The 17,281-nt window shown below is 66.0% G+C and carries 13 protein-coding genes; 9 read left to right on the top strand and 4 right to left on the bottom strand.

Annotated features, from left to right (window positions below; translation table 11 throughout):
• Positions 1 to 3: 3 nt before the first annotated feature.
• The 4 genes from fdhE to fdnG form a co-directional block, all read right to left on the bottom strand.
• Complete coding sequence (gene fdhE, locus ACZK2G_RS17635) at positions 4 to 987, bottom strand: formate dehydrogenase accessory protein FdhE (protein ID WP_478473988.1); 984 nt, start codon at positions 985 to 987, stop codon at positions 4 to 6.
• Positions 988 to 1,380: 393 nt separating this feature from the next.
• Positions 1,381 to 2,028 (bottom strand): formate dehydrogenase subunit gamma, encoded by a 648-nt coding sequence (locus ACZK2G_RS17630; protein ID WP_046987320.1) that lies wholly within the window; start codon positions 2,026 to 2,028, stop codon positions 1,381 to 1,383.
• Positions 2,025 to 2,942, bottom strand: coding sequence for a formate dehydrogenase subunit beta (gene fdxH, locus ACZK2G_RS17625; protein WP_006389637.1), 918 nt, complete (start codon positions 2,940 to 2,942; stop codon positions 2,025 to 2,027). The genes ACZK2G_RS17630 and fdxH overlap by 4 nt, the downstream gene beginning before the upstream one ends.
• Before the next feature lie 10 nt (positions 2,943 to 2,952).
• On the bottom strand, positions 2,953 to 6,021 hold the full coding sequence (gene fdnG, locus ACZK2G_RS17620) for a formate dehydrogenase-N subunit alpha (protein WP_136639496.1): 3,069 nt from the start codon (positions 6,019 to 6,021) through the stop codon (positions 2,953 to 2,955).
• Between the two features lie 291 nt (positions 6,022 to 6,312).
• Between fdnG and gmk the strand changes: the two genes are divergently transcribed.
• From gmk to ACZK2G_RS17575, 9 genes are all read left to right on the top strand, one after another.
• On the top strand, positions 6,313 to 6,978 hold the full coding sequence (gmk, locus tag ACZK2G_RS17615) for a guanylate kinase (protein ID WP_005410878.1): 666 nt from the start codon (positions 6,313 to 6,315) through the stop codon (positions 6,976 to 6,978).
• 110 nt (positions 6,979 to 7,088) lie between these two features.
• Entirely contained in the window at positions 7,089 to 7,388 is a 300-nt protein-coding gene (rpoZ, locus tag ACZK2G_RS17610) for a DNA-directed RNA polymerase subunit omega (protein ID WP_005410877.1), read from the top strand.
• 106 nt (positions 7,389 to 7,494) lie between these two features.
• Positions 7,495 to 9,657: a RelA/SpoT family protein gene (locus ACZK2G_RS17605; RefSeq protein ID WP_046987317.1), complete on the top strand. Its 2,163-nt coding sequence runs from the start codon at positions 7,495 to 7,497 to the stop codon at positions 9,655 to 9,657.
• Positions 9,658 to 9,917: 260 nt separating this feature from the next.
• Positions 9,918 to 10,304 (top strand): RidA family protein, encoded by a 387-nt coding sequence (locus tag ACZK2G_RS17600; RefSeq protein ID WP_012511991.1) that lies wholly within the window; start codon positions 9,918 to 9,920, stop codon positions 10,302 to 10,304.
• A gap of 7 nt (positions 10,305 to 10,311) precedes the next feature.
• Entirely contained in the window at positions 10,312 to 12,423 is a 2,112-nt protein-coding gene (gene recG / locus ACZK2G_RS17595) for an ATP-dependent DNA helicase RecG (RefSeq protein ID WP_426355269.1), read from the top strand.
• 453 nt (positions 12,424 to 12,876) lie between these two features.
• Positions 12,877 to 13,815, top strand: coding sequence for a nucleoside hydrolase (locus ACZK2G_RS17590; protein ID WP_428709409.1), 939 nt, complete (start codon positions 12,877 to 12,879; stop codon positions 13,813 to 13,815).
• 87 nt (positions 13,816 to 13,902) lie between these two features.
• Complete coding sequence (locus tag ACZK2G_RS17585) at positions 13,903 to 14,145, top strand: type B 50S ribosomal protein L31 (RefSeq protein WP_006389217.1); 243 nt, start codon at positions 13,903 to 13,905, stop codon at positions 14,143 to 14,145.
• Between the two features lie 296 nt (positions 14,146 to 14,441).
• On the top strand, positions 14,442 to 15,719 hold the full coding sequence (locus ACZK2G_RS17580; RefSeq protein ID WP_478473985.1) for a citrate synthase: 1,278 nt from the start codon (positions 14,442 to 14,444) through the stop codon (positions 15,717 to 15,719).
• Positions 15,720 to 16,009: 290 nt separating this feature from the next.
• The gene (locus tag ACZK2G_RS17575; RefSeq protein WP_208044041.1) at positions 16,010 to 17,110 is read left to right on the top strand and encodes a hypothetical protein; all 1,101 of its coding nucleotides are present in this window, start codon (positions 16,010 to 16,012) and stop codon (positions 17,108 to 17,110) included.
• Positions 17,111 to 17,281 lie beyond the last annotated feature (171 nt).

Here is a 17,281-nt window from a genome sequence, read left to right as displayed (position 1 = left end):
CGGTCAGTCGCCGTCGGCCTGCCACAGCAGCGGGTTCTGGCTGGCACGCGCGTAGCCTTCCTCGGCCAGCAGCAGGTCCAGTGCGAGGGTGCCCAGATCGTCGGCCACCGGCTCCAGCATCGGGTCTTTTTCCAGGTACAGGATCTTGCGGTAGCTGTGGCAGTGGTCGCAGGTCTCGGCACGCACCGCACTCTCGCGCACGGCGTGGCCGGCATCGCCATCCACATCGGCCAAGGCACGGTAGGCGATGTCCTTGCCGGCGGTGCCGCATTGACTGCACTGCACGCGCACGTAATGCCACTGGCAGGCGCACAACGCGCACGACAGGTAGCGATAGGACGCATAGGGTGGGCGTGCCTGCACCACGCTCACCACCGGCAGGGTGCCGCACAACGGGCACAGCCCGGGTGCATCGGCCAGCGGCTTCAGATCGGCCGGGCGGAAGCTCTCGGCCAATACCGCCCAGTACACCTGCAGCGCCGTCATCACCAGCAGCGCAGCCACCGCATCCAGCGACGGTGCATCGTCCCGCTCCAGCACTGCGTGAGCCTGCGCATCCAGCCACGCGTCATCCGCAGCGGCAACGCGTTGCAGTTCCTGGCGGGTTTCCGCCGGCAGGCCGGCTTCATCGGCACAGTGTTGGCATAGCGTGCGCAACCAACCGTGCCAGCGGTCGTCGAGATGGAGAGTGTTGGCGGGACGCAGCGGCATGCCGGCGCCGGCCGCAGCGCTCGACTGTTGCGCGCGGGCCTGCACCTGCAGCGCTTCACGTTGCTGCGGCGTCAATTCATCCAGCAGCGCCTGCTGCGCATCGGCCAACGCCGCCAGCAACTGCAGGTAACCGCCGATGGCACTGTGCGTGGCCAGGCTGCGGAGGCGGGCCGCGCGATCGGCGAACAGGGACGCAGCATCGGGCAGGATGATGCGCGGAACATCGCGCGAGGCCAGCGTCTCGATTTCACCGGGTTCAAGGATGCGTTGCGCCATGCAGGGCCAGCCGGAAGAACCAGCCTCCATCCTCGCCGTTGTCGGCGCTGGCGTCCAGCGTGCTGCCGGCCATTTGAAAGGATGGGGTCAGATCCGTTCTCCAGAGGAAAACGGATCTGACCCCATCGGTCGTTGCCGTGTTCATCGTGTCGACCAAGGTCGACACCCACCAAGAGCAACGCAGAACGCCGTCCCGACAGATCGCAGGAAACTGTCGAAGGCGGGGTGGGTCCGGTTGCGGGGGCGTGAGCCGCATGGATGCGGCGACCGAGCTTACATGGACGTACTTGCAGCGGCCCCCGCAACCGGACCCACCCCGCCATCCCCAGGAAACCCGCTTTTGCCGTTGACGTTGGCGTTGATTTTGCGGGTGCAGGGCCGCAGGCCCTGTCGTCAACCCTCTCCCCGCCGCCCGCGCAGGATGTCCCGGAACCACTGCCGGTGGTGCTTGTACGCCCACCCATAGGTCACCTTGCCCTGGGTCATCGCCCGCACCGAGCCCTTGATCCAGATCGCCGCGTAGATGTGCACCACGATCGCGCATACCAGCACCCAGCCGAACAGCGCATGGGCAAGTACCGAGAAGCGGATCACCCCGATCGGGAAGAAGTGGCTGAAGTACTGCCGCCAGATCACGAAGCCGGTCAGCAGCAGCGCCGACAGGCAACCGATGATGGCCCAGAACAGCAGCTTCTGGCCGGCATTGAAGCGCCCCACCGGCGGCAGCTTCTCGTCCTCGTTGCGCAGCACATCGCGCATGCCACGCATCCACTTGCCGTCGTCGGCGGTCGGCAGGTTGTCGCGCCACATGCGGAACGCCAGCAAGGCGAAGCCCACCACCATCGCCAGGCCGATGAACGGGTGCAGGATGCGCGTCCACGGCCCGCCGCCGAACAGCTGGGTCAGCGGGAACAGGGCAGGGTGGAACAAGGCCAGCCCGGACAGCGCGGTCAGCACGAAGCAGATCGCCACGATCCAGTGGTTGATGCGGGTCGGTGCGCGGTAACGCACGATCTGCCGCGGGTGCGGGGCGTACTTCATGGCCGCTGCTCCTCTTCGATCTTCTTCGCCTCGTGCTCGGCCTCTTCTTCTTCCTCATCGTTCACCGTGTTGCGGCCGATGCCGATGTAATGCAGGAAGCCGGCGAAGGCGGTGGCGGCGATCGCCAGAACGCCCAGCGGCTTGGCCACGCCCTTCCACACCTCCACCATCGGGCTGATGCGCGGGTCCTTGGGCAGGTCGGCGTACAGCTCGGGCTTGTCCACGTGCTGCAGCACATACATCACGTGGGTTCCGCCGACGCCCTGCGGGTCGTACAAGCCAGCGTTTTCGTAGCCACGCGATTTCAGGTCTTCCACGCGCCCCGCGGCATGCTCGGTCATCGCCTGCTTGCTGCCGAAGGTGATCGCACCGGTCGGGCAGGTCTTCACGCAGGCCGGTTCCTGGCCCACCGCCACCCTGTCCGAACACAGCGTGCACTTGTAGGCCTTGTGGTCCTTCTTGGAAATGCGCGGCACGTCGAACGGGCAGCCGGTCACGCAGTAGCCGCAGCCGATGCAGTTCTCTTCCTGGAAGTCGACGATACCGTTGGCGTACTGGATGATCGCACCCGGTGACGGGCAGGCCTTCAGGCATCCCGGGTCGGCGCAGTGCATGCAGCCTTCCTTGCGGATCAGCCACTCCAGCTTGCCTTTCTCGTCCTCGTACTCGCGGAACTTCATCACCGTCCACGACTGGTCGCTCAGGTCGGGCGGGTTGTCATAGCTGCCAACGCAGCTGCCGACCTCGTCGCGCAGGTCGTTCCACTCCATGCAGGCGACCTGGCAGGCCTTGCAGCCGATGCACTTGCTCACATCGATCAGCTTGGCGACCTGGCCGGTGTGCGCACCACGTGCCTCCGGCGAGGGCGTGGTGGTGGCCGAGCGGCGGATGATATCCAGCGATTGCAGTGACATGGCGTGTCTCCTACACCTTCTCGACCTTGACCAGGATGCACTTCGATTCGGGCGTCTGCGAGTTGCCGTCACCGATGGCGTTGGTCAGTGTATTGGCGATGTATCCGGGCTTGGCCGCACCGAGGAAGCCCCAGTGGATCGGCACGCCCACCTGGTGCACGGTTTTGCCATCAATCTGCAGGGCCTTGATGCGCTTGGTCACCATCGCCACCGCTTCGATGTGGCCACGCTTGGAACTGACCCGCACGCGGCTGCCGTTGTTGATGCCCAGCTCGTCGGCCAATGCCGCGCCGATCTCGACGAACTGCTCGGGCTGGATGATGGCGTTGAGCTTGCCGTGCTTGGTCCAGAAGTGGAAATGCTCGGTCAACCGGTAAGTGGTGGCCACATGCGGGAACTCATCCGGCGAACCGATCTGTGCACGATCGCTGTCGAACACACGGGCCGCCGGGTTGTTCAGCGTCAGTGCCTGGCCAGGGCTGAGCGGGTTGCTGCGCAGCGGTGTATCGAAAGGTTCGTAGTGCTCCGGGAACGGGCCCTCGGCCATGCCTGCCTTGGCGAAGAAGCGGGCAATGCCTTCCGGGTTCATGATGAACGGACCCATGCCGCCGGCGGGATCTTCGTCGGCCTTGAAGTCCGGCACGTCCACGCTGCCCCAGTTCCTGCCGTTCCAGGCGAGCAGTGTGCGCCGGGGATCGAACGGCTGGCCGGCCACGTCGCACGAGGCGCGGTTGTACATCACGCGGCGGTTGGCAGGCCACGCCCAGGCCCAGCCCAGCGTGTTGCCGATGCCGGTGGGGTCGCTGTTGTCACGCCGCGCCATCATGTTGCCGGTCGGGCCCCAGGCTCCGATGTAGATCCAGCAGCCGGAGGCGGTGCTGCCGTCGTCGCGCAGGTCGCCAAATGCGGCCAGCTGCTCGCCGGCCTTGCGCACCAGCTTGGTCGGGTCCTTCGGATCGAACACGTCCACCAGCGCCTTGCCGTTGTACTCCATCGCCAGTTCTTCCGGCGTCGGCAGTTCCGGGTTGGAATACTTCCAGGCCAGGTCGCGCACCGGCTCCCACCACGCACCACCGTCCTTTTCGTACATCGCTTTGATGCGATGGAACAGTTCGGACATGATCTCGATGTCGCTGCGCGCTTCGCCCGGCGGATTGGCCCCCTTCCAGTGCCACTGCAGCCAGCGCGAGGAATTCACCACCGCGCCGTTTTCCTCGGCGAACGAGGTGGTCGGCAGGCGGAACACTTCGGTCTGGATCGTGCCCGGGTCGACGTCGTTCAACGCGCCGTGGTTCTGCCAGAACGCGATGGTCTCGGTTTCCAGCGGGTCCATGCTGACCATGAACTTGAGCTTGGAGAACGCGCTGATCAGTTTGCCCTTGTTCGGCGCCGAGGCCAGCGGATTGAAGCCCTGGCAGATGTAGCCGTGGATCTTGCCTTCGTTCATCAGCTCGTACGCCTGCAGCATGTCGTACGGTTTGTCGAGCTTGGGCAGATGGTCGAAGCACCAGTTGTTGTCGGCGGTGGCGGCGTCGCCCCACCACGACTTCATCAGGCTGACGTGGAACTTCGGGTAGTTCTGCCAGAACGACATCTGGTTGGCGCGCAGGGGCTTCTGCGTGCGCTTGGCGATGTAGGCGTCGTAGTCCTGCTCGTCCTGCTTCGGCAGGGTCAGGTAGCCGGGCAGCAGGTCGGACATCAGGCCGATGTCGGTCAGGCCCTGGATGTTGGAATGCCCGCGCAGCGCGTTCATCCCACCGCCGGCCACGCCGATGTTGCCCAGCAGCAGCTGCACCATGGTGCCGGCACGCACGTTCTGTGCGCCCACCGAGTGCTGCGTCCAGCCCAGCGCGTACAGGATGGTCATCGCCTTGTCCTTGCCGGCGGTGGACGCGATCATGTCCCAGACCTGGCGGATGCTGTCGGCCGGCGTGCCGCAGATACGTTCGACCATCTCCACGGTGTAGCGCGCGTAGTGCTGCTTGAGCAGGGTGTAGACGCAGCGCGGGTCCTTCAGCGTCGGGTCGCTGCGCACGAAACCGTCATCGCCGTACACGTAGTCCCAGCTGGAACGGTCGTAGCTGCGCTTCTCCTCGTTGTAGCCCGAATACAGGCCGTCCTTGAAGGCGAACTCGTCCTTCACCAGGAACGACATGTCGGTGTAGTTCAGCACGTACTCGTGCTGGATGCGGTCTTCTGTCAACAGATAGTTGATCAGGCCGCCCAGGAACACGATGTCGGTGCCGGTGCGGATCGGCGCGTATACGTCGGCCACCGCGGCCGAGCGGTTGAAACGCGGATCGACCACGATCAGGCGTGCCTTGTTGTGGGCCTTGGCCTCGGTCACCCATTTGAAACCGCACGGGTGTGCCTCGGCGGCATTGCCACCCATGATCAGCACCAGGTCGGCATTCTTGATGTCGACCCAGTGATTCGTCATCGCACCACGGCCTAGCGTCGGGGCAAGACCTGCCACCGTCGGGCCGTGTCAGACACGTGCCTGGTTGTCGAATGCCAACATGCCAAGCGAGCGCACGACCTTGTGGGTCAGCACCGCGGTTTCATTGCTGGTGGCCGAGGCGGCCAGCATGCCGGTGGTCAGCCAGCGGTTGACCGTCTGCCCGGCCTCGTTCTTCTGCACGAAGTTGGCATCGCGGTCTTCCTTCATCAGCCGGGCGATGCGGTCCAGCGCATCGTCCCAGCTCAGCCGCTTCCACTCGTTCGAGCCCGGCGCGCGGTACTCGGGGTAGAGCAGGCGCGACTTGCTGTGGATGATGTCGGCCAGGCCGGCACCCTTCGGGCACAGCGTGCCGCGGTTGACCGGATGGTCCGGGTCGCCCTCGATATGGAAGATGCTCGGCTCGGCGTTCTTGGCGCCATCGCCGAGGCTGTACATCAGGATGCCGCAGGCCACCGAACAGTACGTACAGGTGTTGCGGGTCTCGGTCGCGCGGGTCAGCTTGTACTGCCTGACCTCCGCGAGCGCGATGCCGGGCGCGAAGCCCATCAATGCCAGACTGGAGCCGACCAGGGTTGTCCCGGTCACTTTCAGGAACTGGCGGCGGCTCATCGAGGGCATGCCGTTCTCCTGGGATGGCGAGGAGGCGCAGGCCTCCGGGCTGTCGGTGGGTACGGCCCGGTTATAGCACAGGCCCCCGCACGCCCATGTGGCACAAGGCCCTGCACCCTGCTGGCCGGGCGCGGAAAGGGGCGCCTCTGCTAAAGTTGCGTGCCCGCACCCCGGGGAGCCGTCTGCCGGGCCTGGTTCCAGGATGTTCCGCGCAGCCCCCGCCGTCCTGGCGCGATCCTCCGCGCCGGATCTGGAACACTGAGGAAAAATTTTGCGAAATCAACCAGTTGGGTTCCGCGCATGAGCGCCCCGTCGAAGCCGTCGGACGCCGTTGCGCGCGGCACGCTGTACATCGTTGCCGCCCCCTCCGGTGCCGGCAAGAGCAGCATCGTCAATGCCACCCTGGCGCGTGATCCGCAGATCGCCCTGTCGATCTCCTTCACTTCGCGCGCGATGCGCCCGGGTGAAGTGAACGGCCAGCACTACCACTTCGTCAGTGCCGAGAAGTTCGAGCAGATGATCGCTGCCGGCGACTTCTTCGAGCATGCCTGGGTGCACGGCGACTGGAAGGGCACCGCCCGCCAGTCGGTGGAACCGCAGCTGGCTGCCGGCCAGGACGTGCTGCTGGAAATCGACTGGCAGGGCGCGCAGCAGGTACGCCAGCTGGTGCCGGGCACGGTCACCGTGTTCATCCTGCCGCCGTCCAAGCAGGCCCTGCAGGACCGCATGCGCAAGCGCGGCCAGGACAGCGAGGCGGTCATCGCCCAGCGCCTGGGTGCCGCCCGTGACGAGATGCTGCACTTCAACGAGTTCGACTACGTCATCGTCAACGAGGTGTTCGACACCGCCGTGGACGAGCTGTGTGCCATCTTCACCGCCAGCCGCCTGCGCCGGGAGGCCCAGAAGGTCCGCCACGCCGGCCTGATCCAGGCGCTGCTGACCCCTGATCCGGGCGCAACTGACTGATTCCAAAAGAATCGGGTGGGGGTTGGCTTGATTTTGTCCAGCCCCTGCCAGTACACTCCGTCCCCTTTCCCTCATTCGACTGAGCGGCCGACCGGTCGCCGGGAGCCCGTATGGCCCGCATCACCGTAGAAGATTGCCTGGAAGTCGTTAACAACCGTTTCGAACTGGTCATGATGGCTTCCAAGCGTGCCCGCCAGCTCGCCAACGGCGTGCAGGCCACGCTGGACAACAGCGAGACCGAGGACAAGCCGACCGTGCTGGCACTGCGCGAAATCGCCGCCCGCAAGATCGACAACGCGCTGATCGACGAAGTCGAGAAGGCCGAGCGTGAGCGCGCCGAGCGCGAAGCGCTGGAGTGGGCCGCCGCCGAAGTGGTCGCCGACGAAGACATGTCCAAGAACGACGATTGATCGCATCGATCAAGGTCATTGCTGGATACGCCGAACAGCCCGCCCCGTGCGGGCTGTTTCGCATTCAGGATTTGCCGTAAACGGCGCACTGGCATAGGCTTCGGGCATGAACCCAGGCCCCACTGCCAAGGTCGCCGCAGTCCCCGCTGCCGCCGTACCCGACTACGTCCTCCAGCTTGAACGCGCCGCCCACTACCTGCCGCCCGAGCAGCTGCCGCTGCTGCGCCGCGCCTGGGAAGTTGGAGCCGCCGCGCATGCTGGGCAGACGCGCAAGTCGGGCGAGCCCTATATCACCCATCCGGTGGCCGTGGCCCAGGTGCTGGCCGAGCTGGGCCTGGACGTGGAAGCGCTGATCGCTGCGATCCTGCACGACACCATCGAAGACACCCCCCTGACCCGTGAGGCGCTGGCGGCCGAGTTCGGTGAGGCCGTGGCCGAGCTGGTCGACGGCGTGACCAAGCTGGACAAGCTGAAGTTCCGCGACCGCCAGGAGGCTGCCGCCGAGAGCTTCCGCAAGATGCTGCTGGCGATGTCGCGCGACCTGCGCGTGATCATGATCAAGCTGGCCGACCGCCTGCACAACATGCGCACGCTGGGCGCGCAGAGCCGCGAGGCACGTGGCCGCATCGCCCGCGAGACGCTGGAGATCTACGCGCCTATCGCCCAGCGCCTGGGCATGAGCCTGGTCAAGAGCGAACTGCAGAACCTCGGGTTCAAGGCGCTGTATCCGTGGCGCCATGCCATCCTGGAAAAGCACATCCGCAGTCAGCCGGTGGTGCGCCGCGAGGCGCTGGCGCAGGTGGAAGTGCAGTTGTCGCAGCGCCTGGCCAAGGAGGGCATCGAGCACCGCCTGGTCAGCCGCATCAAGACGCCGTGGAGCATCTACAACAAGATGCACGAAGAGAACAAATCCTTCGATCAGGTGATGGATGTGTTCGGTTTCCGCCTGGTCGTGCGCAGCGTGCCCAGCTGCTACCACGCGCTGGGTTCGGTGCACGCTACCTTCAAGCCGCTGGATGGGCGCTTCCGCGACTTCATCGCCATTCCCAAGGCCAACGGCTACCAGTCGCTGCACACGGTGCTGTTCGGGCCGTATGGCTCGCCGATCGAAGTGCAGATCCGTACCGAGGAAATGGACCTGATCGCCGAACGCGGTGTGGCCGCGCACTGGACCTACAAGTTCGGTGGTGATTCACCCAACAGCGCACAGAGCCGCGCACATGCCTGGATCGTCGAACTGATCGACTCGCAGCGCGCTGCCGGTTCCTCGCTGGAGTTCCTCGACAACGTCAAGGTCGACCTGTTCCCGGACGAGGTCTACCTTTTCACCCCGAAGGGCAAGATCCTCGCGCTGCCGCGCAACTCCACCGCGCTCGACTTCGCCTACGCCGTGCATACCGACGTCGGCAACATGGCCGTGGCCTCGCGCGTGGACAAGAAACTGGTGCCGTTGCGGACCAAGCTGGTGTCGGGCCAGTCGGTAGAGATCATCACCGCGCGCTCGGCCACGCCGAAACCGCAGTGGCTGGAATTCGTGGTCACCAGCAAGGCACGCACCGCCATCCGCCACCAGCTCAAGCAGCTGGAGCACGAAGACGCCGTGCAGCTGGGGCACCGCATGCTCGACCGCGCGCTGGAAGCGATGGACAGCTCGCTGGAGCGGCTGCCGAAGGGACGCCTGGATGCGTTCCTGGCCGAGCACCGGTTCCCGCGCCTGGAGGCGCTGCTGGCCGAAGTTGCGCTGGGCAACTGGATGCCGACCCAGGCCGCACAGGCGCTGATGGCCTACGCCGAACTGCGGGGCGGCCCGCATTCGCGCCACCACTCGCAGGAGAAGATCCTGATCAACGGCAGCGAACGCGGCGTGGTCACCTTCGCCGGCTGCTGCCAGCCGATTCCCGGCGACGAGATCATGGGCTACCACACAGCCGGCAAGGGCATCGTGGTGCACCGCATGGACTGCCCGAACCTGGCCGAACTGCGCAAGTCACCCGAGCGCTGGGTGCCGATCGGCTGGGATACCACCGTTTCCGGGGACTACGACACCTCGCTGGTGGTGGAAGTGGAGAACGGCACCGGCGTGCTGGCGCAACTGGCCGCGGCCATCGCGCAGAGCCACTCCAACATCGAGCGCGTGGACTACCTGGACCGCGACTTCAACGCCGCCGTGCTGGCGTTCAACATCCAGGTACGCGACCGCAACCACCTGGCCGAAGTGATGCGCCGCCTGCGCCGCCTGTCGGTCGTGCAGGCCGTGCGCCGGCAGTAACGCGAACCCGGGGTCGGATCCCTCTCCAACGGAGAGGGATCCGACCCCATTGAATCCCGCTGCAGGTCCACGCCATTCGTGGATGCTTCCGGTAGTGCCGGCCGCTGGCCGGCAACTTCGCGGTGCTTCCGACGTTCATGAGGTTGCCGGCCAGCGGCCGGCACTACCGAAGCGGCGCGGTAGATCCACGCCATGCGTGGATGCGCGCCCACCCGGTACAATCACCGCTCTGTTTTCCCCCAAAAGCACCGGAGCGACCCATGTCCCGCCAGATCATCAACACCGAAAAGGCCCCGGCCGCCATCGGCCCGTACTCGCAGGCCGTGCGCGCCGGCAACACCGTGTATTTCTCCGGCCAGATTCCGCTCGACCCGGCCACCGGCGACATCGTCGGCGCCGGTGACGTCGAAGCGCAGGCCCGCCGCGCCTTCGACAACCTCAAGGCTGTGGCCGAAGCCGCTGGCGGCTCGCTGGACAAGGTCGTGCGTCTGGGCCTGTACCTGACCGATCTGGGCGAGTTCGCCAAGGTCAACGCGGTCATGCAGGACTACTTCCAGGCCCCGTTCCCGGCCCGTTCCACCATCGAAGTCTCCGGCCTGCCGAAGGGTGCCAACTTCGAGGTTGACGCGGTGATGGTCATCGACTGACCACCACGTGGCACGCAAGGCGGCGGTCACCCCGGTCCTGTCACCGTCCGGCGAAGCATCGCTTGCGATGCTCGCCGGCGTCGGTCCGGCCGTGGCCGCCAAACTGCAGACACGTGGCCTGGCCACCCTGCAGGATCTCTGGCTTCATCTGCCGCTGCGCTATGAAGACCGCACCCGGCTGACCCGCATCGAAGACCTGCGCAACGGCGTGCCGGCGCAGGTGGAAGGGCGGGTGGTCGCGGTCGAGCGCGGCATGCGCTACCGGCCGATGCTGAAAGTGGCGGTGGAAGACGAAGGGCAGGGCACCCTGGTGCTGCGCTTCTTCCACTTCCGCCAGCAGCAGGTCGGACAGTTCGCGGTCGGCAACCGGCTGCGCTGCTTCGGCACGCCCAAACCCGGCCATCTCGGCCTGGAAATCGTCCATCCCAGCTACCAGGTGCTGGGCCGCAACGACGATCCCGAACTCGGCGACCGCCTCGACCCGGTGTATCCCACCGTCGAAGGCGTTGGCCCGATGACCATGCGCAAGCTGATCGGCCAGGCGCTGGACCGCCTGCCCGAGGAAAGCACGTTGGAACTGCTGCCCAATGGCTGGCTGGATGGCCTGGGCCTGCCGTCACTGCGCAGCGCGCTGCTGACCGTGCACCGGCCGCCGCCGGATGCCGACCTGGCTGCACTGGCCGCCGGGACGCATCCGGCGCAGCGCCGGCTGGCGATGGAAGAACTATTGGCCCATCACCTCAGCCTGCGTCGCCAGCGCATTGCCTTGCAGGCGCATCATGCGCCGCCGCTGGCCGGCCCCGGCAAACTGGCCAAGGCGTTGTTGAAGCAGCTACCGTTCGCGCTGACCGGCGCGCAGACACGTGTGTTCAAGCAGATCCGCGAAGATCTCGCGCGGCCCAGCCCGATGCTGCGGCTGGTGCAGGGCGACGTCGGCTCCGGCAAGACCGTGGTCGCCGCGCTGGCTGCCATGCTGGCGGTGGAGCAGGGCAAGCAGGTGGCACTGGCTGCCCCCACCGAACTGCTGGCTGAGCAGCATCTCAACAACCTGCGCGGCTGGCTGGAACCGCTCGGCGTGCACATCGCGTGGCTGGCCGGCAAGGTCACCGGCAAGGCGCGCGCCAAGGTGATGGAACAGGTCGCCACCGGCGAAGCACAGGTGGTGGTGGGCACCCATGCGCTGATGCAGGAGGCGGTGGTGTTCCAGGATCTGGCCCTGGCCATCGTCGACGAGCAGCACCGCTTCGGCGTGCACCAGCGGTTGGCGCTGCGCGACAAGGGCGCGGGCGGCAACAGCGTGCCGCACCAGCTGGTGATGACCGCCACGCCGATTCCGCGGACGCTGGCGATGTCCGAATACGCCGATCTGGATGTCTCGGCCATCGACGAACTGCCGCCGGGCCGCACCCCGGTGCAGACCGTCGCATTGAACAACGATCGCCGCCCGGAACTGATCGAGCGCATCGCCCTGGCCTGCCAGGAAGGGCGGCAGGTGTACTGGGTGTGCACGCTCATCGAGGAAAGCGAAGAGCTCGACGCCACGCCGGCGCAGGCCACCTACGAATCGCTGCAGGCGCTGCTGCCGGGCGTGCGCGTCGGCCTGGTGCATGGCCGGCTGAAGGCGGCGGAAAAGCTGGCCACGATGGTCGCGTTCAAGGCCGGCGAGATCGATCTGCTGGTGGCGACCACCGTGATTGAAGTGGGCGTGGATGTGCCCAATGCTTCGCTGATGGTGATCGAGAATGCCGAGCGCCTGGGCCTGGCGCAGCTGCATCAGCTGCGCGGCCGCGTCGGTCGTGGCTCGGCGGTCTCGCGCTGCGTGCTGCTGTACCAGGCCCCGCTTTCGCAGATGGCGCGCGAGCGTTTGCAGACCATGCGCGAAACGAACGATGGTTTCGTCATCGCCGAAAAGGATCTGGAGCTGCGTGGCCCGGGCGAACTGCTGGGTACCCGGCAGACCGGCCTGGCCGGCTTCCGCATTGCTGATCTCGCGCGCGATGCCGGTCTGCTGCCGGGCGTGCATGAGCTGGCTGAGCGCCTGCTGGCGCAGCAGCCCGCGCTGGCCGATCGTGTGGTGCAGCGCTGGATCGGCACCGCCGTGCGTTACGCCTCGGCCTAATACCGCCTTGGTGGGTGTGGACCTTGGTCCACACATCCACGCATGGCGTAGATCTACATCGCGCTGCGCGCGGGAGTCGAGCAAGGCTCGACTCTACAGACAGCGCTTTCGATCATTTCCATGTTCATCCACGCATTGCGTGGATGTGTCGACCAAGGTCGACACCTACCAACATCCGCCGTTCCGACAGACCGCGGAAATCTGTCGAAGGCGGGGTGGGTCCGGTTGCGGGGGTGTCCGCGGCATGGATGCCGCGGCCAAGCCCCCAAGGACGGGTTTACGGCGTCCCCCGCAACCGGACCCACCCCGCCATCCCCCAGAAAACCAGCTTTTGACGTTGCCGTTGCCGTTGCTCCTGCCTCTGCGGGTGCAGGGCGCAGCCCTGCCGACCCCCGTACTTGCAACGGTCATCATCCCGGTCCACACTTCGTTGCCGATCTGAAGACGGCAACGATGACCCACAAGATCCCCCTGTTGATCGACACCGACCCTGGTGTGGACGACGCCCTGGCCCTGCTGATGGCCTTTGCCGATGAACGGCATGACGTGGTCGCCCTGACCATCGCCGCCGGCAATGTCGGCCTGCAGTACACGGTCCGCAACGCCCTCAAGCTCTGCGACATCGTCGGCCGCGCCGACGTGCCGGTGTTTGCCGGCAGCCCGGATCCGCTGCTGCATCCGTCCGTCGACGCCGCCCACGTGCATGGCCGTGATGGTTATGGCGATGTGGACCTGCCACCGCCGAGCCGCGAGGCTGAAGCCGAACACGCCGCGCTGGCGATCCTGCGCCTGTCGCACGAACACGCCGGCGAACTGATGCTGGTGATGCTCGGCCCGCTGACCAACCTGGCGCTGGCGCTGAAGCTGGATCCGACCCTGCCTGAGCGTATCAAGCGCATCGTGGTGATGGGCGGCGCGGTCACCTGCCACGGCAACATCACCCCGGCGGCCGAATTCAATATCGCCTTCGATCCGGAAGCGGCGCACGTGGTGTTCACCACCTTCAAGCACCTGCTGGTGTCCGACTGGGAGGCCACTGTCGCCCACGGCCTGCCGCTGCAGGAGGCTGAGAAGTGGCTGCAGGCCGATTCCGATCGCGCCCGCTTCTACGAGCTGATCTCGCGCAAGACCCGCGGCCTGTCCGAAGACAGCAAGGGCGGCCGCTGGTACACCGCCGACGCACTGGCCATGGCCTGGGCGCTGAACCCGGAAGGGCAGCTGCAGGTGGAGTCGCGGCCGCTGAACGTGGAGCTGAACGGTACGTTCAGCCGCGGTGCCACCATCGTCGACTGGAACCGCCAGACCGGCCAGCCGGACAACTGCGATCTGCTGATGGCCTACGACCAGGCGCGCTTCGAGGCCCTGGTGCGCCAGGCGTTGGGCGCCGCCTGAGCCGGATGCCGGCAACCGGTTGCCCCGAGGGGCAACCGGTGCTTATAATGCCGCTCTTGACCACCAGCCCATTTACGGTGTGAGCCCATGAAGGCCGATATCCATCCGAACTACCGCGACGTCGTCTTCCATGACGTCACCTCCGATTTCAAGATCCTGACCCGCTCGACCATGAGCACGAAGGAAACCATCAAGTGGGAAGACGGCAACGACTACCCGCTGGTGAAGGTTGAAATTTCCTCTGCTTCGCACCCGTTCTACACGGGCAAGCACAAGGTCATCGATACCTCGGGCCGCATCGACAAGTTCCAGAAGCGCTACGCGCGCTGATCTGTCGATCCAGCTTCGAACCGACGGCCGCGCTCTGCGCGGCCGTTTGTTTTTCCCCGGCGCCTGCCCAACGGGCGTTTGGATGGACGGAACACTGCGTTCGGGTGACAACGCTTTTGCCGATCCGGGCCGCTCAACGGCCGGCGTCTGGCCGCCTGTCGTCTACGACTTCTGTCTAGCGCCGGGCAAATGCTGCTGTGCGATAATGGCGTGATCCCCGGCACAGGCCGAGGACGTCATTCACGTGCCTGACCAATGCGCTTGGGCAGGCGCCTTCCCATGAAGGAGCGCACACAGTGTCCGATCTTGATCAGGTCACGCTCAACGCCGGCGATAAGTCGGTCGTTCTGCCCGTCATCAAACCCACCCTTGGCAACGACTGCGTCGACATCGCGAAGCTGACCAAGGAAACGGGGTACTTCACCTACGATTCCGGTTTCACCGCGACGGCCAGCTGCAAGTCCGCCATCACCTACATCGACGGCGACAAGGGCGTGCTGCTGTACCGCGGCTACCCGATCGAACAGTTGTCGGAAAAGTCGAGCTACGTCGAAGTGGCCTACCTGCTGATCAACGGCGAGCGCCCGAGCGCCGAGCAGCTGAAGGCCTTCACCGACGAGCTGGCTGCCGAAGCCAACGTCGATGAGTCGATCAACACCCTGATCGGCAGCTTCGCCAAGGATGCCCATCCGATGGCGATCCTGACCGCCGCCATCGCGCAGCTGTCGGGCATCTACCACGCCTCGCTGGACCTGGCCGACGCCGAGCAGCGCCGCCAGGCCGCCGTGCGCCTGATCGCCAAGGTGCCGACCCTGTCGGCGCTGATCTACCGCCACGGCAAGGGCCTGCCGGCCAACAAGCCGGACACCTCGCTGGACTACGTCAGCCGCTTCCTGAAGCAGACCTTCGAGTCGGCTGACGGCAAGTACGAACTGAACCAGGACGTGGTCAAGGCACTGGACCTGCTGTTCATCCTGCACGCCGACCACGAGCAGAACGCGTCGACCTCGACCGTGCGTCTGGTCGGTTCGACCGGTGCCAACCCGTATGCGTCGGTCGCCGCTGGCGTCACCGCGCTGTGGGGTCCGGCCCACGGCGGTGCCAACGAAGCCGTGCTGAAGATGCTGGAAGAGATCGGTTCGGCCGACAACGTCGAATCGGCCGTGCTGAAGGCCAAGGACAAGACCTCCGGCTTCCGCCTGATGGGCTTCGGCCACCGCGTGTACAAGAACTTCGATCCGCGCGCGAAGGTCATCGGTGAGATGACCGGCAAGGTGCTCAAGCAGCTGGGCGTGCAGGATCCGCTGCTGGACGTGGCCGTCAAGCTGGAACAGGCCGCGCTGCAGGACGAGTACTTCGTCGCCCGCAAGCTGTACCCGAACGTCGATTTCTACAGCGGCATCATCTACAAGGCGCTGCAGATCCCGACCGAGATGTTCACCGTCATGTTCGCCCTCGGCCGCACCTCCGGCTGGGTGTCGCATTGGCTGGAACAGCAGGTCGACCCGGAAATGAAGATCGGCCGTCCGCGCCAGGTCTACACTGGCAGCGACGTGCGCGACTACCAGGGCTGATCGCCCGCGTAGGTTGTGCCAAGAACGCCCCGCATCCGCGGGGCGTTTTTTTTTGCTTCGGCTCTGGTGGATGCCAACCTTGGTTGGCACGCTTTCGACACTCGGGAAAAATCATCCACGCGTGGCATGGATCTACCGCGTTCCCGCTTTTTGGTAGGTGCCAACCTTGGTTGGCACGCTCTTCACCGCGCCAAGACCGCGTGATTCAAGGGTCTCGCCAGCTTCACAAGCGCTCGCGCAGCCTCAGGACGCCAGCTGCACCCGCAGCACTGATACGGAGCATCCACCCCATGAGTACCCGATTCGATCCACCCGAGCGCGGCCCGCTCGGTCCCGACGTCGCCGCTGTCGTTACCGCACCCATCGTGCCGCCCACCAGCGAAAGCGCAGTGTCCTGGGGCGCGATCCTGGCCGGCGCCGTTGCCGCCGCTGCACTGTCCCTCATCCTGCTCATCCTGGGTGTAGGCCTTGGTCTGTCCTCGGTGTCACCGTGGTCGTTCGAAGGCGTCAGCAAGGAAACCTTCGGCTGGTCCAGCATCATCTGGCTGACCTTCACCGCGCTGGCCGCTTCCGGCCTGGGTGGTTATCTGGCCGGTCGCCTGCGCACCAAGTGGACGCAGCTGCACGGTGATGAAACCTACTTCCGCGACACCGCGCACGGCTTCGTGTCCTGGGCTGTGGCGACCCTGCTCACTGCTGGCCTGTTGACCTCGGCCATCGGTGGCGTGCTGGGCGCCGGCGCAAAGGTTGCCGGCGCGACCGCAGGCGCCGCTGCCACCACTGCCGGTGCTGCCGTGGCCGGCGCTGGCAGCGCTGCTGCAGGCGCACCGGAGAGCGACCTCAACTACTGGGTGGATTCGCTGTTCCGCAGTGCCACCACGGCGGGCCCGGACGCTGCCGGTGCACCTCCGGTTGCGCCGGCAGCGGGCGCAGCGCCGGGTACCAGCCCGATGGACCCGGCCGCACCGCCGCCGCCCCCGGCCGCCGCCAGCGTTGGCCCACGTGACGCCCGCACGGCCCCGCCGCCGCCGCGACCGATGCCGGGCAATGGCCCGATGGGCGACCGCCGCGAAGTCCGTGCCGAAGTGAACCGCATCATCGTCAACAGTCTGCAGGGGGATGGCCTGGACCCGGCCGATACCCAGTACCTGTCGCAGCTGATCGCACGCGAGACAGGCATGAGCCCGGCTGAAGCGCAGGCCCGTGTGACCGACGTGCAGACCCGCATGCGTGCCGCGCTGGAGAAGGCCAAGACCACCGCCAAGCAGGCTGCCGACGATGCCCGCAAGGCAACGGCCTATGCCGCGCTGTGGCTGTTCATCACCCTGCTGATCGGCGCGTTCTTCGCCAGCCTCAGCGCCACCTGGGGCGGCCGTCGCCGCGACCTGTAACCCGCATCTGATGCAAGGAGACCTGCCATGAAAACGCTTCTGCTCTGGTTCTTGGGCGTGCCGATTCCGCTGTTGATCCTGTACGCGATCTTCTTCTGAGATCGTGTCGTTGAGTGAGATCCATCAGGCCGCCGCGAGGCGGCCTGATGCCATCCAGTTGCGCATGGACAT

Source organism: Stenotrophomonas sp. 107298_Sma (assembly GCF_056480345.1).
Note: the sequence above shows the minus strand (reverse complement) of the source record. Positions and strands in the feature narration are given on the sequence as shown.

Excerpts from the sequence above, each read along its gene's own strand:
- fdhE (WP_478473988.1), bottom strand. The coding sequence starts at position 987 with ATGGCGCAACGCATCCTTGAACCCGGTGAAATCGAGACGCTGGCCTCG.
- ACZK2G_RS17630 (WP_046987320.1), bottom strand. The coding sequence starts at position 2,028 with ATGAAGTACGCCCCGCACCCGCGGCAGATCGTGCGTTACCGCGCACCG.
- fdxH (WP_006389637.1), bottom strand. The coding sequence starts at position 2,942 with ATGTCACTGCAATCGCTGGATATCATCCGCCGCTCGGCCACCACCACG.
- gmk (WP_005410878.1), top strand. The coding sequence starts at position 6,313 with ATGAGCGCCCCGTCGAAGCCGTCGGACGCCGTTGCGCGCGGCACGCTG.
- rpoZ (WP_005410877.1), top strand. The coding sequence starts at position 7,089 with ATGGCCCGCATCACCGTAGAAGATTGCCTGGAAGTCGTTAACAACCGT.
- ACZK2G_RS17605 (WP_046987317.1), top strand. The coding sequence starts at position 7,495 with ATGAACCCAGGCCCCACTGCCAAGGTCGCCGCAGTCCCCGCTGCCGCC.
- ACZK2G_RS17600 (WP_012511991.1), top strand. The coding sequence starts at position 9,918 with ATGTCCCGCCAGATCATCAACACCGAAAAGGCCCCGGCCGCCATCGGC.
- ACZK2G_RS17590 (WP_428709409.1), top strand. The coding sequence starts at position 12,877 with ATGACCCACAAGATCCCCCTGTTGATCGACACCGACCCTGGTGTGGAC.
- ACZK2G_RS17585 (WP_006389217.1), top strand. The coding sequence starts at position 13,903 with ATGAAGGCCGATATCCATCCGAACTACCGCGACGTCGTCTTCCATGAC.
- ACZK2G_RS17575 (WP_208044041.1), top strand. The coding sequence starts at position 16,010 with ATGAGTACCCGATTCGATCCACCCGAGCGCGGCCCGCTCGGTCCCGAC.